At 62.5% G+C, this 22,966-nt stretch carries 18 protein-coding genes; 14 read left to right on the top strand and 4 right to left on the bottom strand.

What is annotated here, in order from left to right:
- The first annotated feature begins 86 nt into the window (after window positions 1-86).
- The 4 genes from HMPREF3157_RS05260 to HMPREF3157_RS05245 all read left to right on the top strand — a co-directional run bounded on the left by HMPREF3157_RS05260 (window position 87) and on the right by HMPREF3157_RS05245 (window position 5,656).
- Window positions 87-1,706 (top strand): ABC transporter substrate-binding protein, encoded by a 1,620-nt coding sequence (locus HMPREF3157_RS05260; protein ID WP_016663382.1) that lies wholly within the window; start codon window positions 87-89, stop codon window positions 1,704-1,706.
- A 100-nt stretch (window positions 1,707-1,806) separates the two neighbouring features.
- The gene (locus HMPREF3157_RS05255; RefSeq protein WP_016663383.1) at window positions 1,807-2,772 is read left to right on the top strand and encodes an ABC transporter permease; all 966 of its coding nucleotides are present in this window, start codon (window positions 1,807-1,809) and stop codon (window positions 2,770-2,772) included.
- Window positions 2,772-4,820 carry a dipeptide/oligopeptide/nickel ABC transporter permease/ATP-binding protein gene (locus HMPREF3157_RS05250; protein ID WP_016663384.1) on the top strand — a complete coding sequence of 683 codons (2,049 nt, stop codon included), beginning with the start codon at window positions 2,772-2,774 and terminating at the stop codon, window positions 4,818-4,820. Before HMPREF3157_RS05255 ends, HMPREF3157_RS05250 begins: the two co-directional genes overlap by 1 nt.
- A complete protein-coding gene (locus HMPREF3157_RS05245) occupies window positions 4,817-5,656 on the top strand; it encodes an ABC transporter ATP-binding protein (protein ID WP_016663385.1) in 840 nt (279 codons plus the stop codon). The genes HMPREF3157_RS05250 and HMPREF3157_RS05245 overlap by 4 nt, the downstream gene beginning before the upstream one ends.
- Window positions 5,657-5,711: 55 nt before the next feature.
- Here HMPREF3157_RS05245 and HMPREF3157_RS05240 read toward each other — a convergent pair whose 3' ends face one another.
- On the bottom strand, window positions 5,712-7,913 hold the full coding sequence (locus HMPREF3157_RS05240) for a sialidase family protein (RefSeq protein WP_141740632.1): 2,202 nt from the start codon (window positions 7,911-7,913) through the stop codon (window positions 5,712-5,714).
- Between the two features lie 245 nt (window positions 7,914-8,158).
- Between HMPREF3157_RS05240 and HMPREF3157_RS05235 the strand changes: the two genes are divergently transcribed.
- From HMPREF3157_RS05235 to argS, 6 genes are all read left to right on the top strand, one after another.
- Complete coding sequence (locus HMPREF3157_RS05235) at window positions 8,159-9,085, top strand: dihydrodipicolinate synthase family protein (protein WP_016663387.1); 927 nt, start codon at window positions 8,159-8,161, stop codon at window positions 9,083-9,085.
- A gap of 6 nt (window positions 9,086-9,091) precedes the next feature.
- The gene (locus tag HMPREF3157_RS05230) at window positions 9,092-10,069 is read left to right on the top strand and encodes an ROK family protein (RefSeq protein WP_034371065.1); all 978 of its coding nucleotides are present in this window, start codon (window positions 9,092-9,094) and stop codon (window positions 10,067-10,069) included.
- Between the two features lie 3 nt (window positions 10,070-10,072).
- Window positions 10,073-10,768, top strand: a complete 696-nt coding sequence (locus HMPREF3157_RS05225; protein ID WP_070435735.1) for an N-acetylmannosamine-6-phosphate 2-epimerase — start codon at window positions 10,073-10,075, stop codon at window positions 10,766-10,768.
- The gene (locus tag HMPREF3157_RS05220; protein WP_016663390.1) at window positions 10,765-11,679 is read left to right on the top strand and encodes a DUF4862 family protein; all 915 of its coding nucleotides are present in this window, start codon (window positions 10,765-10,767) and stop codon (window positions 11,677-11,679) included. The genes HMPREF3157_RS05225 and HMPREF3157_RS05220 overlap by 4 nt, the downstream gene beginning before the upstream one ends.
- Before the next feature lie 30 nt (window positions 11,680-11,709).
- On the top strand, window positions 11,710-13,986 hold the full coding sequence (locus tag HMPREF3157_RS05215) for an exo-alpha-sialidase (protein ID WP_051120600.1): 2,277 nt from the start codon (window positions 11,710-11,712) through the stop codon (window positions 13,984-13,986).
- Between the two features lie 192 nt (window positions 13,987-14,178).
- Window positions 14,179-15,936 carry an arginine--tRNA ligase gene (gene argS, locus HMPREF3157_RS05210; RefSeq protein WP_070435734.1) on the top strand — a complete coding sequence of 586 codons (1,758 nt, stop codon included), beginning with the start codon at window positions 14,179-14,181 and terminating at the stop codon, window positions 15,934-15,936.
- Between the two features lie 24 nt (window positions 15,937-15,960).
- Here argS and HMPREF3157_RS05205 read toward each other — a convergent pair whose 3' ends face one another.
- A complete protein-coding gene (locus HMPREF3157_RS05205; protein ID WP_070435733.1) occupies window positions 15,961-16,887 on the bottom strand; it encodes an alpha/beta hydrolase fold domain-containing protein in 927 nt (308 codons plus the stop codon).
- Between the two features lie 72 nt (window positions 16,888-16,959).
- Here HMPREF3157_RS05205 and mtnN point away from each other — a divergent pair, with 72 nt between their 5' ends.
- The 3 genes from mtnN (at window position 16,960) to HMPREF3157_RS05190 (ending at window position 20,183) form a co-directional block, all read left to right on the top strand.
- Complete coding sequence (mtnN, locus tag HMPREF3157_RS05200) at window positions 16,960-17,745, top strand: 5'-methylthioadenosine/S-adenosylhomocysteine nucleosidase (RefSeq protein WP_016663394.1); 786 nt, start codon at window positions 16,960-16,962, stop codon at window positions 17,743-17,745.
- A 312-nt stretch (window positions 17,746-18,057) separates the two neighbouring features.
- Window positions 18,058-19,878, top strand: a complete 1,821-nt coding sequence (locus HMPREF3157_RS05195) for a BCCT family transporter (RefSeq protein WP_070435732.1) — start codon at window positions 18,058-18,060, stop codon at window positions 19,876-19,878.
- 116 nt (window positions 19,879-19,994) lie between these two features.
- Window positions 19,995-20,183 carry a hypothetical protein gene (locus tag HMPREF3157_RS05190; protein ID WP_016663396.1) on the top strand — a complete coding sequence of 63 codons (189 nt, stop codon included), beginning with the start codon at window positions 19,995-19,997 and terminating at the stop codon, window positions 20,181-20,183.
- Window positions 20,184-20,205: 22 nt separating this feature from the next.
- Here the strand turns inward: HMPREF3157_RS05190 and HMPREF3157_RS05185 are convergent, their stop codons facing one another.
- Together HMPREF3157_RS05185 and HMPREF3157_RS05180 are read right to left on the bottom strand one after the other, a co-directional pair.
- Window positions 20,206-21,138: a sulfurtransferase gene (locus HMPREF3157_RS05185; RefSeq protein ID WP_083288067.1), complete on the bottom strand. Its 933-nt coding sequence runs from the start codon at window positions 21,136-21,138 to the stop codon at window positions 20,206-20,208.
- Window positions 21,135-22,010, bottom strand: coding sequence for an HAD-IIB family hydrolase (locus HMPREF3157_RS05180; RefSeq protein WP_070435731.1), 876 nt, complete (start codon window positions 22,008-22,010; stop codon window positions 21,135-21,137). The genes HMPREF3157_RS05185 and HMPREF3157_RS05180 overlap by 4 nt, the downstream gene beginning before the upstream one ends.
- On the opposite strand from HMPREF3157_RS05180, the gene HMPREF3157_RS05175 reads away from it, so the two are divergent.
- Window positions 22,009-22,953, top strand: a complete 945-nt coding sequence (locus HMPREF3157_RS05175) for a PfkB family carbohydrate kinase (RefSeq protein WP_070435730.1) — start codon at window positions 22,009-22,011, stop codon at window positions 22,951-22,953. The genes HMPREF3157_RS05180 and HMPREF3157_RS05175 overlap by 2 nt on opposite strands.
- Window positions 22,954-22,966 lie beyond the last annotated feature (13 nt).

Genomic DNA, 22,966 nt, shown 5'->3' with positions numbered 1-22,966 from the left:
CTCCCCATATGCTAACAGCAGTCATCAGACGTCTGATGTCTCCGTACGGGGAAGTATCCCCTCACCCCCTTTGCAAAGGAGCAAAAGTGAGCAACTCACGCACTGTCTCTCGCCGCTCAGTTCTTAAGACCGGCGCCCTCACGGCAAGCGCCGCGGGTCTGGTCGCCGCCATCACTGCGTGCGCCCCCTCGGACAAAAAGTCCGGCGGCTCCGGAGGGTCAGGCGCCAGTGCCGGCAAGGCTAACGCGGACGGCACGATCAAGGCCTCGATCTCCTACGAGCTCGGAACCAACGGCTATGACCCCATGACCACGACCTCAGCACTCACAATCGCGGTCAATTGGCACACCCTCGAAGGCCTCACGGAACTCGACCCTGCAACAGGCGAGGTTTATCCAGCACTCGCGTCTGAGCTCCCGAAGGGCGACAATACGACCGTTGATATTGAGCTCCGCAAGGACGCTAAGTTCCATGACGGCTCCCCCGTAACCCCCGCGGACGTCGTATTCTCCTTTGAACGCGTCCTCGACCCTGCCAATAACTCGCTCTACTCGCAGTTCATTTCCTTCATTGACTCGGTCAAGGAGAATGGTGACAACGGGGTAAGCATCGCACTCAAGCATCCCGTTGGCCCACTTGCCGAGCGCCTTGCTGTCGTCAAGATCGTCCCGAAGGCCGCCGTCGAAAAGGACGCCGCCGCATTTGACGCAAACCCCATTGGCACGGGTGCGTGGAAGATGATCGATAACGGTGCTGCTTCAAAGATCGTGAAGTTCGAGCGTAACGATGACTACACCGGGCAGAAGCCGGCGCGCGCGAAGACGATGGAATGGCAGGTCATCCCCGACGCTGCGACTCGTACTAACTCGCTCCAGTCAGGTGATGTGCAGGCGATCGACTCGGTTCCCTACCTCTCGATCGATGCTCTCAAGTCCGTCGCAACCGTCGACTCCGTACAGGGTTTCGGTCTTCTTTTCGCGATGTTCAACAACACCGAAGGCAACCCCTTCGCTAATGTCAAGAACCGCCAGGCGTTCCTCTACGCGATCGACATGGACAAGGTCATCGAGACGGCCCTCGCTGGGCAGGCGACCGCTGCCACGTGCTTCGTGGACAAGGAGAATCCGGCTTACAAGGAGGCCGCGACCGTCTACTCGCACGATGCCGACATGGCTAAGAAACTCTTTGGGGAAACCGGTCTCACAGAGTTCCGCATGCTGTGCACCGACCACGACTGGGTCCAGCAGGTGACACCCATCATTCAGGAATCTCTCAAGGCAACCGGCGTCACCGTGCACTTCGAGCAAAAGCAGTCGGCCGAGGTATACACGACGATCGACGGTAAACCGGAAGCCTACGACGTCGTAATCGCCCCCGGCGACCCGTCGGTTTTCGGCTCCGATGCTGACTTGCTCATGCGCTGGTGGTACGCGGGTGACACGTGGACGGATTCTCGCATGCACTGGAAGGGTAGCGAGGCTTACAACCAACTCCAGGAGCTGCTCGATAAAGGCATCCAGGCGACTGAAGAGGCCGCTCAACTCGAAGCGTGGCACGCCGCTTTCGATCTCATCTCGAACGAGGTTCCGCTTTACCCGCTGTTCCACCGCAAGACCCCGACCGCGTACAACGCTGAGACCCTCATCGACTTCAAGCCGATTTCACTCACGGGCCTGAGCTTCGTCAACGTCGGCACGACTCTCTAACCGAGGTCCCCACTCTCGCCGGGAGGCGAGGTGTTCCCACTCCACCTCGTCTCCCGGCCCACGCGCCAGCAATGGCGCTCATTTCTAAGGACAAAGTCGCATGGCTCAATTCGCAAGACTCATTGGCCGAAGGCTCATCTCCCTGCCCTTCATGGTCGTTGGGGTCGCTCTGCTCGTTTTCATCGTGATGAGCTTTTCCAACGTAGACCCGGCACGGCTCGCACTCGGCGAAGCCGCCTCGGCCGAAGCCCTCAACAACTACCGCGAGCTACACGGCCTCAATGATCCGCTTCTCGTGCGGTTCTTCTCATTCCTCGGCGGGCTTTTCACCGGGGATCTCGGCACCTCTTCGGGCGGTGTTCCCGTGACCGAAATGGTGGCGCAGGCCTTCCCACGAACCCTAGAACTGACCTTCCTCAGCCTTATCATCGCGGTCATCCTTTCGTTCACACTGGGCGTCCTCGCTGCGCTCTATCGCGACACCTTCGTTGACCAGATCATCCGCGTGCTTTCGATTGCCTCGCTTGCTACCCCGAGTTTCTGGCTGGCGATTCTCCTTATTCAATGGCTCGGCGACATTCCTGGCGGCTGGGGCTTCTTCCCTGCGCTTGTCTCGGGCTGGACATCCTTCGCTGACGACCCGCAGCAATATCTTCTGAACATGACGCTCCCCGCGATCGCGGGAGCTATTCCCGTTGCAGGATCGCTCACTCGCGTCGTTCGTACCTCGATGGTGGAAGAACTCGACCGCGACTACGTGCGCACTGCGATCGGCGCCGGCATCCCCTACCCGATCGTGATCTCTCGAAACGTGCTTCGCAATGCGCTCATCACACCCGTGACAGTGCTCGGTCTTCGCGTCGGCTACCTCATGGGTGGTGCGGTCATCATCGAGATCATCTTCAACATTCAGGCAATGGGCAAGCTCATTCTCGACGGTATCCAGCGCAACGACGTGTATCTCGTGCAGGGCGTCACACTCACCGTGGCCATCGCATTCATCGTCATCAACTTGCTCGTCGACATCCTTTACGTGCTCATCAACCCGCGGATTAGGAGCATCTAATGCGACCAAATCTTGACGCAAAACTCCAGCGCTCCTCGGGCGGCACCCTCAAAGCGCTCAGGGGCCTCAACCCCATGAACGTCCTCGCGGCGGTCTTTCTCGCGATCCTGATCCTCGCGGCGATCCTCGCCCCGGTGATCACAACGCACGACCCACTCGCGACTGGCATGCCCGTGAAGCCACCGAGCGGCGAGCACTTCTTCGGAACCGACCAGATCGGGCGAGACGTGTTCGCGAGGGTCGTGTATGGCGCTCGTTCCTCCCTCATCATCGGTTTGAGCGCAACGGCGCTCGCCCTCCTCATCGCGGCTGTACTCGGGTCATTTGCGGCAACAGCCCACAAATGGGCCTCCGAAATCCTCATGCGCTGCCTCGACGTCGTCATGTCCATTCCGGGTATCGCGCTTGCCGCAGTTTTCGTTGCCGCGTTTGGCAACTCCTTGCCAGTACTCATCATGGCGATTGGCTTCCTCTACGTCCCGCAGCTCTCGCGAGTCGTGCGCGCCAACGTGCTTTCGCAGTTTGGCGAAGACTACGTGAATGCTTCGAAAGTTATGGGTGCCGGAATCCCCTGGATTCTTGTCAAGCACGTCGCCCGCAACTGCCTCGCCCCGATTCTCGTGTTCGCGACAGTCCTGGTCGCCGATGCGATTGTGCTCGAGGCTTCGCTGAGCTTCATCAACGCGGGCGTGCAACCGCCGAACCCGTCGTGGGGCAATATCCTTGCGCAAGGAAAGCAGCTCCTGTTGTCGGGGTACTGGTGGCCCACCTTCTTCCCAGGCCTCATGATCCTTATTACAGTCCTGAGCCTCAACATTCTTTCGGAAGGGATGACCGACGCCTTCGCCTCACCGCGCGTAAAGACGATCGTCGACGTCGCGGCCGACGAAAAGAAGGCACAGGAAGCACCCGAGGCAAGCCTCAACACGCTCGGCCTCATCGATCCTGCGAAGGCGCGCGCGAGGCTCCTGGAGTCGCTTAACAAGCTCCATATCAAAGAGCGCGAGCGCAATGATCGTCTCATTTACGAGGGTGACCCAGAAGCGGCACCACTCCTCGATGTCCGCAATCTTCGCGTCTCATTCCCGAACGCTCACGGCGACGTCGACATCGTTGACGGAGTGAATTTCACCATCCGTCCCGGTGAAACCATGGGGCTCGTCGGCGAATCGGGCTCCGGCAAGTCCGTCACGTCGATGGCGATCATGGGCCTTCTGCCCAAGACTGCCAATGTTCGAGGCACCGCGACGCTCGAGGGGAAGAACCTACTCGACATGAATACGCGCCAACTCAACGAGATGCGTGGACGTGAGATGGCGATGATCTATCAAGACGCACTCAGCTCGCTCAATCCGTCTATGCTCATCAAGAGCCAGATGGCGCAGCTCACCAAGCGTGGCGGGACACGCAGTGCCGAGGAGCTCCTTGAGCTCGTCGGGCTCGACCCAAAGCGCATACTCAAGAGCTACCCACACGAGCTTTCGGGCGGCCAACGCCAGCGCGTGCTCATCGCGATGGCCCTTACGCGCGACCCCAAACTCGTGATCGCCGACGAGCCCACGACGGCGCTCGACGTGACCGTCCAAAAGCAGGTCGTTGAGCTCCTCAATCATCTGCGCGAGGAACTCGGTTTCGCCATGCTATTCGTGAGCCACGATCTCGCGCTCGTCGCCCAGCTCGCGCACAAGATCACGGTGATGTACGCAGGTCAGGTTGTCGAGCAAGGCACCACGACCGAGGTGCTGACAGATCCTCGACATGAGTACACGCAGGGCCTCCTCGGTTCAGTACTCTCGATCGAAGCTGGGGCCGAACGGCTCCACCAGGTCCAGGGCACTGTTCCCTCCCCGCGCGAGTTCGTCGCGGGTGACCGCTTCGCGCCGCGGTCCTCGACCCCGGAAATTGGTCTCGCGGAGAAACCACGACTGTGGGACGTTCCCGGTACCACACATCGCGTCGCTTCCACCGTGGGGCTTCCCGAATCTATCGTCGCCGCCCGCCCTGCGCGGGATGCGGCAACGAGCGCACACAGGGGTGATCAGGAATGAGTCACAGCATCACATCACACACGGGTCGCGAAAGTTCCATACACGACCCAAACGACCCGCCCGTCCTCGACCTCCAGGACATCCACGTCGTGCACACGCTGCGCACGGGATCAATCCTCAAACCCGACACAATTCGCGCGGTCGACGGAATCAGCGTCCAGGTGCGCCGCGGCGAAGTCATCGGCATTGTCGGTGAATCCGGCTCTGGCAAATCGACTCTTGCGAACGTGATGTTGGGGCTCCAGCAGCCTACGAGTGGAAAAGTGTTCTTCAAGGGGAACGATCTGCGGCGCAGTCGCTCGGCGCGGCGTGAACGTGGTCGAGCAATCTCGGTCGTGTTCCAGGATCCGTCTACAGCGCTCAACCCACGCATGATCGTTCAGGACACCCTGATGGATCCACTTCGCGTGCATGGTATCGGCACGGAACGGCAGCGCCTGGCGATGGTCAAGGAGCTCGTGCGCCTCGTGGGCCTTCCGCAATCTGCACTGTCGGTTTTGCCGCGGCAAATCTCGGGTGGTCAGCGACAGCGCGTCGCTATCGCGCGCGCTCTCGCGCTCGAGCCAGACATCGTCATCGCGGATGAGCCGACTTCGGCCCTCGACGTGTCGGTACGCGCGCAGGTGCTCAACCTCCTGACCGACCTTAAAAAGGAACTCGGGCTTGGACTCGTGTTCATTTCCCACGACATCAATACGGTGCGGTTCGTTTCCGACACGCTCATCGTAATGAATCGCGGCAAGATCGTTGAGTCGGGTCCGAGCGAAGAAGTGTTCCGCAATGCCACGGATCCATACACTCAGACCCTTCTCGCAGCGGCGCCCGCACTCTTATAACGCTCGACACCACACGTGGAGGCGGGAGCCCATCGCTCCCGCCTCCACGTGTGTCCTACGCCTCTACGCGGGTGCTTTGCGAGCCGGTAAGCCACGTCAGCGGAATCTCCGTGAAGAAGAGACCGTGCCACTCGCGCTCCCACAGCAGCCCAATGTTGCCGTTCGGCAGCTGAGTCATCGATTGATAGACGTAGTGGCGGGGATTGAAGACGCGATTGTGGGGCCATGTGCGCGCGCCGTCCATGCTAAGCCTGAGAGTGCCGCAGCCGCGAAAGGGCAAAAGAGCACTGGCATTGGCGAACACCACTGCCTCTCGACCGTCCATGTCGATTCGCACAGCGTTCGGTTGGCTAAAGATCTCCGTAAGCTGCGGATCATACGAGACACTCGACCAGGTCTCGCCACCGTCAGTGCTACGTGACACCGCAACGTTCCCGGAGGGGTGTTGATTGCGTGCAAACACGACAAGCTCGCCTCCTTCCACTTCCACGATGCTCGACTCATAGAGCGATGCCTCGTCACACCCACGCCACTCGCGAGAGTCATTTGGAGAGCCACCGAGGCGCCAGGTGTGGCCCGCATCATCACTCAGAAGGGCCGCACACGCAAAGGAGGACCCGGATGTATCGCTGTAGTACACGGGCATCACGAGCCGCCCGGAATAAGGCCCGTTTTCCACGCATACACCGGTCCCGGGTGAAGCCCCAAGGAACGGCATCCACGGCTCCTTGACCTGAGGATTCAGATCGATGGGTTCACTCCACGTCTCTCCGTCGTCGTCGCTTACCACCATCCACAGGTAACTCGTGGGCATGACTGTGAGGGGCGGAGCGGTGAGTTCATCTCGAGCGGTTTCGACGTGCCCGAGCTGGGCCGCGCCATCACGCAGGCAACCATCAGAATCGAGCATGAAATCCGTGGGAGATCCCGAAGCCGAACGAACCGTGCCATCGCTGCCAGCGACGTACTGCTCCCCCTCAGAGTCGAGCAAAATCCGCTTTCCCTCGGGGGTGTAGCCGGTACCAGCAATCGCATTCAGCTGACCAATCGCCCCCGGGAAATGATCAAAGAGCGCGATGATGCGCCCACTCTCGCGGTGTTGGACGAGGACGGGGTCGGTTGCAGAGGCTCCCTTTAAACCCGCTCCAATGGAGCGCACGATCGTGCGCAGCGGTCCCCAGGTGCGGCCACCATCGGTGCTGCGCCGAATGACGAAGTTTATGTGATTCGGGCTGTCGTTCGGGATGCTGATGCGCTGGTCGGCTCCCGCGATAAGAGTCCCTCGATGCGTAGTGAGCAGGGCGGGGATTCGGTAACTTTGAGCATCCTCATATCCGAGATCGAAAAGCGCTTTCGTGTGCAGCGGCTCAATACCGCAAAGATGCTTGATGTGATTATCGGAAAGTATGCGTGCGTAGATCATCGCGGTTTGCGCCTCACCGAAGAGCCGCGCACCGTCGAGGTCCTGTCCCACGGAGATGCGATCGACTCCATCGACGTCACTGAAGAAGCACACGCCCGCGCTTCTCGCGACCTCGTAGCCATCGACGTAGAGGGTGCTTGCACCGTAGCCGGTTGTGACGACGAGTTCGTGCCAGTTGCCGTCGTCCCATTGACCGTACGCCTCGAGTTCGCACAGAGTCTCTTCCGCCTCGATCACGCGGTACACAATGTTTCCGCGTTCGATCGAAAGGGCGAGTTTTCCATTACTTCCTCTGGCTTCAAGAATAGTTCCAGCTTGATGCCTACCACGAACACGAAATCGTACGCGAATTGAGCCTTTAGAAAGTTTTCCTACCCGTTTAGCATCCCGGTTAGAAAGGCGAGAGGCAGCGAACTCCACGAATGGTTGAACAGCTATCGCTTTCGCGAGAATTTCGCGGGCTTCAAGTTCTCGAGGGAGGTCGAGCATACCTTCTATACGTGGATCACCGAGCTGATTGATCAGAGTTTCGCCCTCGCTAGACTCGGGCCACGCAAGCGTCGAGGTGGAGCAAAAGACTTGGTATCCGTCGAGGTAGAGATTCGTTCCATTCGCGCTTCGAGTGAGCGACAAGGTATGCATCTCGCCGTCGTCAACGTGGTCGGCGTCCTCGGCATCGAGGGTTCGTCTTGCACCGTCGCGGGAAATGTCTACCACGAGGCGAGAGTTGCGGATTGATATTTCCAGTCGAGAATTTTTCGATTCGCGCACTAGAAGCGTCCCACTTCCGTGTGAAACAAATGCGAAGTGGAGGCTTGATGCATCCTGGAGCATTACCTCTTTCACGTGCGAACGAGGCACCGTTTCCATGTCTTTTCTCCATTTTTCACTAGTCGCCCGCTAATCATCACGAAACTCATCGGAGTGACGTCGCGCACAGCTCCCGAACACTGAACGCCTTGACGTAACTCCCCACTCACTCTAGTCTGTTGTCAGACATCAGACATCTGACGTCTGGTTACATGAGCTGGACCGTCGGCAACGAAGCGGCGGAACCTCGAACAGAAGGATTTTTTGCTATGGCCCCCCAGGGACGCCTCGCGGGCGTTATCCCGCCCCTTGTCATTCCACTCACAAATTCCCGCGAACTCGATGTCGAATCTCTCGAGCGCCTCGTCAACCACCTGATCGAGGGCGGCGTCGACGGGATTTTCGCTCTCGGATCTTCGAGTGAAGTCGTATTCCATACAGATCGCATGCGCGAGCAAATCCTTGAAACCGTTACCGGTGTGGTCGCCGGCCGCGTCCCCGTTCTCGCCGGCGTGATCGACACAGAAACGAACCGCGTTCTTGAGCATGTCAAAACTGCTCAGAAGTACGGCGTAGCAGGCGTCGTCGCGACCGCGCCCTTCTATGCCATCACGGGCCCAGCCGAGATCGAACGTCACTTCCGAGTACTCGGTGAACACGCCGAGGTTCCCGTATGGGCCTATGACCTGCCGGTATGCGTGCACGTCAAGCTGAGCCCACACATGCTCGTGGCGCTTGGCAGCGAAGGACTACTCACGGGCGTCAAAGATTCCTCAGGCGATGATGTGTCATTCCGACGGCTGACCGCCATGAATCGTGCCGCGGGCAGTCCGCTGAGCGTGCTCACGGGACACGAAGTTGTCGTAGACGGCGCTTACCTCTCCGGCGCTGATGGATCGGTGCCGGGCCTCGGCAATGTCGATCCGGCGGGCTACGTGCGCATGCACAAAGCCTTCGTGGAAGGGGATTGGCAAAAGGTACGAACCGAACAAGATCGCCTTGCCGCGCTGTTCGAAATCGTGTTCCAGCCCGTTGGCAAAACCGGCCCCGCCGCTGGCGTCGGCGCATTTAAGACGGCGCTTCGCGAACTCGGGCTGTTCGCCACGAACATGATGAGTGAACCGATGACCCCAATCGAGGGCGAATCGGTTGAAAAGATCCGCGGAATCCTCCAGTCAACCGGTCTTCTCAAGTAGGCAATCATGACTGCCGGGCCCACGCGCGTGCTCGCCGTTGATCTCGGCGGGACTAAAATCAATGCCGCCGTGGTGGTTTTCGAGGAGGGCGCGGCCGCACCTTCCCTCTGCCAGGTAGCCACGACTGCGACGCCCGCCCGCGACGGCGCGAAGGCCGTTCTTGCCGCATCACTTGCAGTCGCCCGCGAGGCCCTTAGCCTCGCCGGCGACGATGAGGAGACCCTCAAAGCCATCGGAATTGCTTCGGCGGGCGTGATCGATACAGCACGAGGGCTCGTCACCGCCGCCACCGATGCACTTCAGGGCTGGCCGGGCACGAATCTTGCGAGTGTTTTCCGCGCTGAGTTCGGCGCACACACCCGCGTCCTCAACGACGTTCACGCGCACGGCCTCGGAGAAGCCATGTTCGGCGCAGGCAAGGACCGCGATTCGCTACTTCTCGTGGCCGTTGGCACGGGCATCGGTGGCGCCTTCGTCACCCACGGGGAAGTCCTTACGGGTGCGCGTGGCGCCGCTGGCCACATCGGGCACGTGCGTACCGCGGGGATTCCCGGTGTCGAAGAACTCGTGTGCACATGTGGGAGGCGCGGACACCTCGAAGGGTTTGCGTCTGGTCCCGGCATCGCGGCCGAGCTCACGAGGCGCGGAATCCCCGCAGCTTCCACACGCGAAGTCGCGGATCTCGCGAACGACGGTTCGACAATCGCTCTCGAAACACTCATGGACGCGGGCCGTCTCACGGGCCGCGCAATTGGCGACCAACTCAATGTCGTTGACCCCCACGTCGTCGCGATCACGGGAGGCGTTGCCTCCGCGAGCGGCGCCGCCGGTGACGGATGGTGGGCTTCACTTCGCGAAGGCGTGCGCGAGAGTGCCATGGATGCCGTCGGAAATACTCCCATCGTGCCCGCAAGCGCGGGCAACCACGCGGCGCTCCTCGGTGCCGCACATTTCGCACTGACTGAAACCGCCACGGAAGGCTGAACCATGCACCCCATCGTCAAAGCCCTCGAGGGCTCCCTTATCGTCTCGTGTCAGGCCTACCCGGGCGAGCCCATGCGCGATCCGCGCACGATGGCGCAGATTGCCGCGGCCGTTGAACAGGGCGGAGCAAGCGCCGTTCGTGCGCAAGGTCTCGACGATATTCGCCAGGTGAAGGCTGCCGTGAACAACGTTCCCGTGATCGGCATTTGGAAGGACGGAAACGAGGGCGTGTTTATCACGCCAACACTCAAGCATTGCGAGGCAGTTCTCGATGCGGGTGCGGACATTCTCGCGCTCGATGGGACGCTTCGTGAGCGTCCCGATGGGCTCACTTTTGCCGAAACTGTCGCGCGGATTCGTGAACGAAGCAAGGCACCGATCATGGCTGATTGCGATAGCGAGGAGTCCGCTCTTGCAGCAGCCGAGGCGGGCGTCGACATCGTCGGCACGACCCTCGCGGGATATACGGGAGCGCGCGAGAAGACCGACGGTCCCGATCTCGAGTTGCTCGCGAGCCTCGTGGAGAAGTTGCCCGGGCGCGCCGTCGTTGCCGAAGGGCGCGTACACAGTCAAGCCCATGCGGCGGCATGTCGCGAGGCGGGAGCATTCGCAGTCGTGGTGGGGACCGCAATTACGCACCCGACGTCGATCACGACGTGGTTCGATGCCGCCGTGCGCGGAGCCGGTGAGCGAGCATGAATGCCGCGCCGGTGTGGATCGCGGGGGCTTACGCCGCGCTTGAGCCTGCACTCACGGGTGAGCGAGCCGAACAGGATACGCGTGAGCTTTACTCGGCGCTCGCACAGCCCAAGGGATTTGATGGTCTCGAGCTCCCCTACCGCTCTTCGCTGCCCAATCTCGCGCTCGTCAAGGGTGCACCGTTCACGCAGCACGTCATCACGGCAATTCCTGGGACGATGCAGCGCCTCGCGAAAGCCCCTTCCTTCGGCCTCGCCTCTCGAGATACCGACGGTCGGGAGGCGGCGCTCGACTTTGTAAGGGAGATTGTGCGGGCCTCACGCGAACTCGAGGTCGCTGTCATGGCGATCGAGATTCACTCCGCTCCCACTGATCACGCAGATTCGAGCGCCTTTGCTCACTCACTTGAGACGCTCATGAGAGAGCGGATCGAGGGCGACCCCGAGTTCGTGATCGAGCACTGCGATGCCGCTGGCTCGCCGTTCCCGGGCGAAAAGCGCTTCCTTCCTCTCGAGGAGGAAGTGCGCGTCGCGAAGGAGACTGGGGTGGGCATCGCGCTCAACTGGGGTCGTTCGGCGCTCGAAACCCGCGATCCTCAAACACCACTCGAACACGTGCGCTATGCCTCGCGAGCGGGGGTTTTGCGGGCGTTCATGGCCTCGGGCGCGGGCGCCGGCACCCCGATGTACGGCGCTCAGTGGGCCGACACTCACCTGCCCCACGTCGACCATGAGCCTTCGTCACTGTTGACGGACGACGCACTCACCTCGTGCATGTCCGCTGCCGTAGGCAACCTGCTTTATGCAGGCGTCAAGATCCAGACCCCTCGAGGGCTCACGGCTCACGAGAGGTCTCGCGTGCTTGCACGCGTCGCGGAGCCGATGCGTTCCGCCTTCAGCCGCGCGGGATAGCCCGCACGACGCCTCACGAAAAGGAGTCCAATGATGAATTCCCCCCTTTCCCTTCGAGCGAGAGGGCTCGCCTTTGGCGCAACGGTGGCACTTGCGCTCGGCGTACCAATGTCGGCGCTCGCGGCGCCTTCTGACTCGCCAGGAGCGGCCGACGCTCCCGCGTCCGAATCGAGTTTCACATCGCAACGCATCGCTATGGGCGGTGAAGGTGGGTTCGGCAACTACCGCATCCCTGCCGTCATCCAGCTCAAGAACGGCGATGTCCTTGCTGCTTACGACGGCCGACCGACGGGCACCGATGCACCCGGACCAAATTCGATCCTCATGAGGCGTTCGACCGATGGTGGAAAAACTTTCGGGCCCCAAACCGTGATCGCCGCAGGCAAGGTTGAGAAGCCGATCCACGGCTACTCGGACCCTAGCTTCGTGTACGACGAGGAAACGGGAAATCTTTTCACGTTCTTCGTGCACTCGAAGGACACGGGTTTTTGGAATAGCCACGAGGGCAATGATGATGCTGATCGCAAGGTCATGAGTGCTTCGGTGGCCGTGTCGAAGGACAATGGCGAGACGTGGGAGCTTCGCTCCCTCACCGAAACGGTCAAGCCTGAGGGCGTGCGCGCGACGTTTGCGACAAGCGGCCACGGTATTCAAATCAAGAACGGTACTCACAAGGGCCGTCTCGTGCAGCAATACGCAGGCGCCTTCACCGATGGAACCGTGCGCGCCTACTCGGTGTACTCCGATGATCATGGCGCCACGTGGCACATGGGCACGCCCGTGGGAACGAAGATGGACGAAAACAAGGTTGTGGAGCTCGCTGATGGCACGCTCATGATGAACTCGCGTGCTCATGACACGTATACCGCGCGCTGGGTCGCCTATTCGAAGGACGGCGGCGAGACGTGGAGCGAACCGTCGCTCGACCACACTCTCACTGATCCGCGCAACAACGCGTCGATCATCCGCATGAACCCCGCGGCCGCTCCTGAGTCACGCGCGGCACAGGAACTGCTCTTCTCGAACGCCAACTCCTCGAGCGGCCGCACGAACGGCAGCATCCGCTACTCGTGCGACTCGGGCAAGACTTGGCCGACGGTCACCACGTTCAATGCTGGGGACACGTCGTACTCGGATCTCGTCGCGCTCGAAGATGGTTCTTTCGGTGTGTTCTACGAGTCCGCGAAGAACGAGCAGCGCTACGGTGCGTTCACGAGGGAGTTCCTGAACCCCTTCTGCGCGGCCTTTGGCGAGGCAGCTGCCGATATCGGTGCGGGAAACACGAGCGAGGTCACATTCACTCTGCGCAATGACGACACTCGAGATCTTGCCTCTGGCACGGCGACTGTCGACCTTCCAAAGGGCTGGAGCGCACCTACCGTGGAAACCCCGGCGCTCAAGCCGGGTGAGAGCACGACGGTCACTCTCAAGGTTTCGGCTCCCGCATGGGCTCCGAAGGGCGAAGTGCACGGCGACGTACGCGTCGCGGCCGCCGACATCACCGTTCGCGGGGATCTCGATCTCAACGTCATCAACACTGCACCCGATACTCTCGGCGCCACGATCGTGGGAACGCCTGGCGAGCCTGAACGCGACCTCGTGAAAAATCCCTACAAAGTGGGTGACGAGGTCCCCTACACATTCCGCGTCGATTCGACGGCAAACGTCACCGAAACCGTGACGCCAGTCTCCAGCAACCTCTCTCCGCTCGTGCCGGAGGGCCCCGGCAACTGTCGCTGGCGCGATCTCAAACCCGGTGATGGGTACACGTGTTCCACACCCCGCTACACGGTCACTGAGCAGGATCTCGAACGTGGCTATTTCATTCCCGAAAGCACGTGGGAACTCACGCGCAGGGGTCTCGATCCCGTCACGATCACCGTCACCGGCGAGAAAGTCTGGCTCGTAGCTCCCGACGAAAAGCCCGCAGAACCGCCAGCCGAAGAGTCGGGCGACAATGCGGGCGAGGAACCGTCGGACACCCCGACCGGCGAACAACCTGACCCGGTTGAGCAAGGTGACCCGACTGAACCAAACGAACCGAGAGTGCCGAGCGAGGATGCCCCCGCAATCTCCGAGAATGACCCGGGTCGTGCGAGTTCGGAGAGCTTCGAGCCCCAGCAGGCACACGACCAGGCAGCAAGAACACCGCGGGCGGTAGGCGCAAACACGGGGCAGAGCTCAATGCCCTCCCGCACCCTTCCGCGCACGGGTACGTCAGCACTGCTCATCGCCAGCACCGCGACGGCAGTCCTCGCCGCAGGAATTGCGCTGACGTTCGGAGCACGCGAGCGCGGAAAGCACTAATCTCGCCATCTCGATCCACATTGCCACGCAAAAGAAACGGGCGGCTCCGCCGACAAGGCGGAGCCGCCTCAGTTGTGTGAGCAACCGTCGGAGCCTTCTCAAGGGCCCACGCGCCGCCTGCGTGACGAAACCGTCCCTTCCGAGACCCCTTCCGGCATGACCTGGCTCCGCTTGACGCCGTAGGCTTGGGGTATGACTGCACCCGAACTTGCCCTCACGACCTGTTTTCAGGATGCCTTCGCCGAGGCTTTCGGCGAGGAGTACCGCACCGCCGACCCGATCATCAGGCCGGGGAAGTTCTCGGACTTCCAGTGCAACGCGGCGATGGGACTCGCGAAGAAACTTGGCGCGAAGCCACGCGACCTCGCCCAGCAGATCCTTGAGAAGGTGCAGCTCGACGATATTGCCGAGACGCCCGAGATTGCCGGCCCCGGCTTCCTCAACATCACGCTCAAGACCGAATGGGTCGCGGCACAAGCTGGCGACCTGCACGGCGATGACCGTCTCGGCGTGGGCCGCCCTGATAAGGCCGAGACGATCGTGATCGACTACTCGGCGCCGAACGTGGCGAAGGAAATGCACGTGGGGCACCTGCGCACAACCGTCGTGGGCGATGCTCTCGCGCGCGTGCTCGAGTTCGAAGGCCACAAGGTTGTGCGCCAGAACCACATCGGCGACTGGGGCACGCCGTTCGGCATGCTCATTGAACACCTGCTTGAAGTGGGCGAGGATTCGGAAGAGGCGAAACTTCTCGAGACCGACCCGAACGCGTTCTACCAGGCGGCACGCGCGAAATTCGATGCAGATACGGAGCAGACCGATTTCGCGAAGCGCGCGCGTGCACGAGTCGCGACCCTGCAGTCGGGCGACGAGGCGACGCTTACGATGTGGACGAAGCTCGTTGGTCTCTCGAAGCAGTACTTCCACCGCATCTACGACATGCTCGACGTGACCCTCACCGATGAGGACCTCGCGGGCGAATCGACCTACAACTACGCGCTCGCGGGCGTGTGCGATGACCTCGAGAAGGCAGGGATCGCGCGTGTCTCGGATGGCGCTCTGTGCGTATTCCCGGCTGGATTCACGGGCCGCGACGAGCAGCCCCTTCCGCTCATCATTCGTAAGTCCGACGGCGGCTACGGTTACGCGACGACCGATTTTGCGGCTATTCGCCACCGCGTGAATGACCTCGGAGCAGACCGGATCGCGTACGTCGTGGGCTCCTCGCAGGAGCTTCACTTCCAGATGGTTTTCACGACTGCGCGCGAGGCCGGTTGGCTCCCCGAAACCGTCGATGCGGAGCACGTGAAGATCGGTTCGGTTCTCGGCGAGGATGGCAAGATCCTCCGCACACGCTCTGGTTCCTCGCTGCGCCTCATGGCGCTCCTCGAGGAGGGCGTCGTGAAGGCTCGCTCCGTGATCGACGAGCTTCGCCCGGACCTGCCCGAGGATGAGCGGGCGACAATCGCACGCCAGATTGGCATCGGCAGCATCAAGTACGCGGATCTTTCGACCGCGCACGATTCGGATTACGTGTTCGATCTCGACCGTATGCTCGCCCTCCAGGGCAACACGGCGCCGTACCTCCAGTACGCCGTGGCGCGCATCCGCTCGATCCAGCGCAAGGCTTCCGAGCAGGGCATTTCCGCCGAGCAGGTGGAGGCGGCGGCCCCGCGCGTGGTCGATGATCCCGAGCGGGCCCTCGCGCTTCAGCTCCTGCAGTTCGCGCCGACGGTTGCCGAGGTGGGCAGCCAGTACGTCCCGCACAAACTCGCGGCGTACCTCTTCGATCTCGCGCAGGCGTTCATGAGCTTCTACGAGAAGTCGCCAATCCTCAAGGACGCGAGCGACGACGTGCGGCTTGGCCGCCTCGCCCTTGCGAAGCTCACCGAGCGCACGCTCGTCGCCGGCCTCGACCTGCTCGGCGTGCAGGCTCCCGCGCAGATGTGATCGTGGCCGAGGCCGCTCGGGGATCTACTTCCCGGGCGTCTCGGCGAGGTTTGCCTCGAGGAACTCTCGCTGCTCCTCGAGGAGTCGGGCCATGTCGGCGCCGCGGCGCAGCCGGGGGTTGACGCTGATTTTCCCGGGGATCTCACGGTAGGTGAGTTCGACTTCTTCGCGCTCGAACTGGTGCGTGACGATCCGCGAATCGGTGAGGAAAAGGTCCTTCGTGCCAACGCTCAAGTGCACGGGCGGCAGTCCTTGGAGGTCCCCATTGAGCGGCGAGAGCGCCGGATCATCGAGCGGGGTGCGCCCCGCATACTTCTTTGCAGCGAGCTGCATGATGCGGCGCTCGTGCACGGGGTCGTGCTGGTTCGTTTCGCTCAGTTCGAGATTGGTGAATTCGAGATCGAGCAGGGGGTTCATGAGCACGATGCCGGCGGGCTTAGCCTTCGCGTTTGCGAGGCCACCGTCGACCCTCGTGTTCACGAGCGAGGCAAGCGACAGTGCGAGCCCCGCACCACTCTGGTGACCGGCGACCGCCCAGTTGCCCTGGGTGATGAGGCCCTCGGCGGCGAGTGCCTTGATAACTTCGAAGGTGTCCTCGAGGGCCGTGGGGTGCATGTAGTCGGGGCCATAGCGGTAGTCGATGAGGAGCCCCGCGCACTCGCGCTCGTCGATCTGCTTGCTGAGCCACTCCCAGTCGCCGACGAACGGTCCCGCCATGTAGCTGCCGCCGTGGAGGTACACGATGATGCCGCGATCGGCCTTGTGCTTGTCGAGCCACACGGTTCGCGTGCGGTTGATCAGTTCGATGTCGATCGCGTGCCGTTTCTGCACGGGTGCGGGTGGCTTGGCAATTCGCACCTTGCCGAACCCAATTTCGTACACGAAGTTGGGAAGCGGGGTGCGCGTGAGTGTGCGGCCCGCGATGGCGGCGTAGTGCTTGATGCGACCCATGGTGGGATCCTCCTGGCTCGATGCGCGAATCACCTTAAGGCTAGTGTTTCGACCTTACGAGATACTGGCTCCATGACTTCTCACGTTGATGTTCTCGTTGTCGCGGCGATGGCTGACGAGGCTGCCGCCGTTTCGTCCCTCTGCACAAACCTTCGCGCGGTCGCTCACCCATTTGCGGGCGGCGGGAAGGGACGCGGTGCGGGCGCGTCCGGCGAGGTAAGCGCATCGGTGGGCACACTCGAGTGTGCGGGCTCCGGAGCGCAGGGGTCCGACGGTTGCCAGGCTCCTATCGCGCTTGTGACGACGGGCGTCGGCACGGCAGCCGCGAGCGCCGTGCTCGCGTGGGCCGTGGGCGAGTTTTCGCCGCGCCTCATCGTAAATGTGGGCAGTTGCGGTGGCCTCGCTGAGGACATCACCGTGGGCACGGTCGCGATTGGCTCTTCCTATGCGTATTCGATCGCGGAGGCCACGGCTTTCGGTTACGAGACTGGCCAGGTGCCGGGTGCTCCCGCACAGTTCGGCAGGGAGGAGTGCGCGACGCGTGCACGCCGCGCCCTCGAGGCTGTCGAGGCGGCGGGCCTTCCTGCTCGTGCGGGCCTCATGCTTTCAGGCGATGCCTTTGTCACGGCAGACATCGCTGACGGCATGCGCGCGAAGTTCCCGGGCGCCATCACCGCCGACATGGAATCGTGTGCGTTTGCGCATGTCGCGCACCTGATGCAGGTGCCGTTCCTCGCGCTACGCGCGGTCAGCGATCTGTGCTCACCGCGGGCGAACGAGGAGTTTCATATTGGCCTCGAGGTGGCTGCGCAGGCGTCGGCCCAGGCCCTCGCGCAGGCGCTGCCTGCCCTGCGGTAGGCCACCCCTCCCTCCCCTTCCCTTTCTCTCCCCCTGCTTCCCCTCCCCCCTGTCTCCTTTCCCCTTCCCCCTATTTGAAAGTGGTGAAAAACCGCCACCTCACGCGCAAAAACCGACTCCTAACGCCGTGTTTCACCACTTTCCCCACTCGCGAGATCGGCCGAACGTGAGGAGCCCGGCCGACCAGGCTTCGTGGTGAGGACGTTCACCGAAGGGCGCTTCCAAAACCGCTTTTCATGTACGGTAGGGAGGCAAGGACAGCCCTAGGGGCTGTTTTTTATTGCCTTTTACCCACATTGAAGGAGGTTGGCCTTGACGAGCGCAACGGCCACAAAACCCACGCGCCCCGAAACCCCGCCCGGCGAGAAAGGGCCGCGGCACTACGGCATGGCGAAGGGTGTCTTTTACCCCTCGGCCGCGATCATCATCGTCGCGGTGCTCTTCTCCGTGCTTCTGCCCGATCAGTTCAACACCGTCGTGAGCACCATCAACTCGACGATCGTCGCGAGCGTCGGGTGGTACTACATTCTCGCGGCCACGTTCTTCGTCGCCGCGGCAGCTGTACTCGCGTTCTCTCGGCTCGGCTCGATCAAGCTCGGCAAAGACGACGAAGAACCGCAGTACAGCCTCATGTCGTGGTTCGCGATGTTGTTCGCGGCCGGCATGGGCATCGGCCTCGTATTCTGGGGGGCCGCTGAGCCTCTCACCTTCTTCGCATCAAACCCGCCGCCGAACATCGCGGAGCTTCCCGATGCGGCCCGCGCGCCTAAGGCTATGGCGCAGGTGTTCCTTCACTGGGGCCTGCACGCGTGGGGCATCTACGTCGTCGTAGGCCTCGCCGTTGCGTACGCAACGCACCGTCGCGGCCGCCCGCTCTCCGTGCGCTGGGCGCTCGAGCCTATCCTTGGCCGCCACACCGATACGTGGATCGGCAACGTCATTGACACGATCGCCGTTATCGGCACCCTCTTCGGTGTCGCAACCTCGCTCGGCTTCGGCGTGAACCAGATTTCCGCGGGGCTCGTGCACCTCGGTTTGCTGCCCGATAACCCGTGGCTGCGCTTCGTCATGGTCATCGTCATCACGGGTCTCGCGACCCTCTCGGTCGCCTCGGGCCTCGAGAAGGGCATCAAGTTCCTCTCGAACACGAACCTGATTCTCGCGGGCGTGCTCCTCGTCATCATGCTGATCCTGGGGCCAACCCTGTTCCTGCTTCGTGACTTCGTGTCGGGAATTGGCAATTACCTTCAAAACTTCATCTCGTTGAGCCTTCAGACTCTGCCGTTCTATGGCGATGAGGGTGCGTCCTGGCTCAATGGCTGGACGACGTTCTACTGGGGCTGGTGGATCTCCTGGTCGCCGTTCGTGGGCGTGTTCATCGCGCGTATTTCGCGTGGCCGCACCGTTCGAGAGTTCATCATGGGTGTCATGCTCGTTCCGACCCTCGTGACGATTCTGTGGTTCACGGTCATGGGTGGCACGGCCATCTACAAGAGCGTGTTCGAAGGCGTCAACTTCCTCAACGCCGAAGGCGGTATCGACAAGGACCTCGCACTCTTCCAGGTGTTCGAGACGATGCCCGCGAGCAGCCTCCTTTCGGGTCTCGCGATTCTTCTCGTGACGATCTTCTTCGTCACCTCGGCGGACTCCGGCGCGTTCGTGGTCGACATGATCGCGCACCGCGGCGATCCGGAACCGCCCCGAGGCACCCGTATTTTCTGGGCTGTCACGAGCGGCGCGATCCCCGCGGCACTCATCGGCATTGCGGCCTACACGGGCTCGGGCGACGCATCCGGCATGAGCGGCCTTCAGGCGCTTGCGCTGATCGCTGCGCTTCCGTGGTCGGTCGTCATGATCGCGATGGTCGTCTCGATGTTCCGCGCCTTGCGCCACGAGGTCCGCATGATCGAGCGTCTCGAGCTGCAGATTCGCCGGCGCGAGCTCGTCGAGCACGTCACGGAACACGTGACCGAGCACGTCACGGATGAAGTCGCCGACAGGGTTTACGAGCGCGTGGCCACGGAAACGGGCCAGCTTGAACTCCCGGCAATCGACGCGAGTGAGGCAGCCCCCACCGAGGGCGCCCGCAAGCGCGGTTTCCTCGATCAGTTCACACAACGCCACAAGGACTGATCCGTCACAGAAGGGGCGTGGCGCTGAGCTCATTGCGGCTTCGCGCTACGCCCCTTTCGCTCTCCCTTGGGCCCTTAGGCCCTCTTTTCGCTCTCCTAGGTAGTTAGGTTTAAGTCATGACTACCTCAAGCGCGGCGTATTCCAAACGCCAATTCAACGTGCAGCTGCCGATCGAACTCATCACGCAGATTAAGCACGCGTCCATCGACGAATCGATGACCCTCTCGGAGTTCGTCGAGGAACTCCTGCGCGCCGCATTGAAGGAGCGCACAGCCCCCACAGACGAGAGCGCGGCTGCAGCTTAAGGTGTCTGGTTCCGACGGCTGCTCAGCTAGCGTCGGACACGTTCCCTTCTCCCGTTTCCACCGCACGTTCGGGATTGCGAGACCACTCAGAGTATGAGCCTGCGTAGAGGTAGACGTGGGCGAATCCGGCGTAGTCCATCGCGAGCGTGTTGAACGCCGCGCTCACTCCCGAGCCGCAGTAGTTGAAGGTGATTCGTTCGGTCGTGGCTCCCACTGCCTCAAATGCGGCGCGAACATCGGCGCGTGGGCGCAGGGTGCCGTCAGATTCCAGTAGCGAGGTAAACGGCACGTTTTTCGCGGTCGGGATATGCCCGGGCCGCGGGTCGAGGATTTCGGATTCGCCGCGATAGCGTTCGGGTGGGCGCGCATCGATCAGGAGCGCGCCTTTCGTGGGGATCGCGTGTTGGACTTCGTCGTCGCTCACGAGCCGCACGTATGGCTGCCACGGAAAGTCGCTCGGCTCACGCTGTACGTCTCCGCTTTCGAGCGCATCCTCGCCGGCTGCCCGCACGTAGGCCTCGAGGCCTCCGTCGAGGACTGCGGCGTTCACACCCACGAAGCGCAGCATGAGCGCGAGGCGTGCGGCGCCCATGGGGTCGTCCGCCCCGTAGCAGATGACCGTGTCCTCGAAGTTGATGCCGAGGGCGCCGAGCTTTTCGGAGAGTTCGTCGTCGTCGGGGAAGGGGTGCCGCCCGCGTTGTGGTGCGCCGGCACCGGTGAGGTCGAGTTCGAGATCCACGAAGATGGCACCGGGGATGTGGGCCTTGAGGTAGTGCTCGCGCAGGGTGCCTTGGGCGACGTTCCATCGAACGTCGGCGATCACAAGGTCCCCGGTGCCGGGCTCGAGGCTCCCAATACCGTCGCTTCCCCTTCGGGGTGCGCGGCCGCCCGTGCGCTCGAGGAGGGCGGCGGCGCTCACGAATGGGGGAAGGTCGTGCCAGTCAATGTCGCTCATGCTCCCAGCGTAGTGCGGGCGAGGGCGCGGGCTTTCAGGGCCGTGTCGATCACGTTGGCCACTGCGGCGTCCGTGTTCGCGGGAGCGATTGCGTCGGCGTGGGCGAGCACGTCGGGGTGGGCGTTGCGCACGGCAATTCCGACGCCCGCCGCGCTCAGCATCGGCAAATCGTTCGGCATGTCGCCCACGGCCCAGATCTGCGCATGAGCGATGTCGCGCGTGCGGCAGGCGTGGTCGAGAGCTGCGGCTTTCGAGATGCCGAGGGGGCTGAGCTCGGCAAGGCCATCGGATGTGGAGATGTGCAGTTCCGCGAGTCCCTCGATGCGGGCGCGCACTTCCCGATAGAAGTCCTCCGCCGAAAGGACGATCGATACCGCGAGGATCTTGCCCGCGCCGCACGAGATGTCGCGCAGCGGGGTGAAGCTGGCGTCGGAATCGCGGTCCCTCTCCCCCGCCGCCGGCGCTGAGGGAAACTCCCGTTCGCGCACGAACCCGGTCGCCGTTTCGGCAGAGAGGGCGAGGCCGGGGATCGGGGCGAGCCTGCGGGCGAGAAAACGGACCTCGTCTGTTGAAAAACCGCGGTCCTCGAGGATCTCCCCCGTCGCGGCGTCAAGAATGTAGGCGCCATTGGCGGCGTAGATTGCGCCGGCGCTGAGGCCGCGAAACCGCGCAAGCCACCGCGGCGGCCGGGCCGTGACGAGGCAAAAGTCGAGCCCTGAGGCGTGAGCGCGCGCGATCGCCGTGAGGTTGCGGGCGGGGATGTTTCCTCCGTCGTCCACGAATGTGCCGTCGATGTCGGCGGCGATGAGGGCGGGGGCGGGCGGCGCAAGAGGGAGCATTGCCTCATCGTAGTGCCCGTACACTCGAGACATGCCCCGAGTTCTTCATACCGCCCAGGCTCTCGTTGACGTCATGATCGAGGTGCCCGCGCTTCCGAGCACGGGCTCCAACGTGAATGCGGTTGGCGTCCCGAGATCCTATGCAGGCGGCGCCGTGACCATTTCTCTCGCTGCGGCCCGCGTGGGCGCGACGGCCGTGCACGGTGGAGCCCACGGTGAGGGGCCGAACGGCGATCTCATTCGCGTGGTGCTGCGCGAGAACGGGATTGGCCTGTCGAGCCCCGTGGTCGAGGGCAAAGATACGGGCAGCTGCTACGTGTTCGTGGAGCCGTCCGCTGAACGCACGTTCGTGACGTGCTACGGCGCTGAACGTGACATCACCGCCGAGTCGCTCGCTCTGCTTGAGCCGTCCAAGGGCGACCTCGTGTGCGTGAGCGGGTACAGCTTGTTTGAGCCCACGCGCGACCCGCTTCTCGCGTTCCTCGACGCCCTCACACCGGGTGCCCTCCTCGTTCTCGACCCTGGCGCGCCGTTTGCCTCGTTCCCGCGCGACCTTCGCGACCGTGTGCTCGCGCGCACTGACGTGTGGACATCGAATGCGGATGAGGCTCGCGAGATCACAGGGATCGACGACGTCGCGGGGACCCTGCCCGCCCTCGGCCGGCTCCTCGGCACGGGCGCGGTCGTGATCGTGAGGGATGGGTCCGACGGTTGCTATCTTTTCGAGCGCGGCCACCTCGACTATGTGCCCGGATACCCGCAAAAAGCGGTCGATACGAATGGCGCCGGCGATACCCACACGGGGATTGTGCTCGGCGAGCGTGCGCTTGGTCTGTCCTGGCTCGATGCCGCGCGCCGCGCCAATGCAGGGGCCGCCCTCAAGGTGACGCGCAAGGGACCGATCACGGCCCCCACACGCGAGGAGATCGACGCGTTTCTCGCAACGAATCCCGCCACGTCCCTTGAGGCGCGCTGAGGGCTTCGCGCTA

This window comes from Dermabacter sp. HMSC06F07 (genome assembly GCF_001807345.1).
Taxonomy (GTDB): Bacteria; Actinomycetota; Actinomycetes; order Actinomycetales; family Dermabacteraceae; genus Dermabacter; species Dermabacter hominis.
Note: the sequence above shows the minus strand (reverse complement) of the source record. Positions and strands in the feature narration are given on the sequence as shown.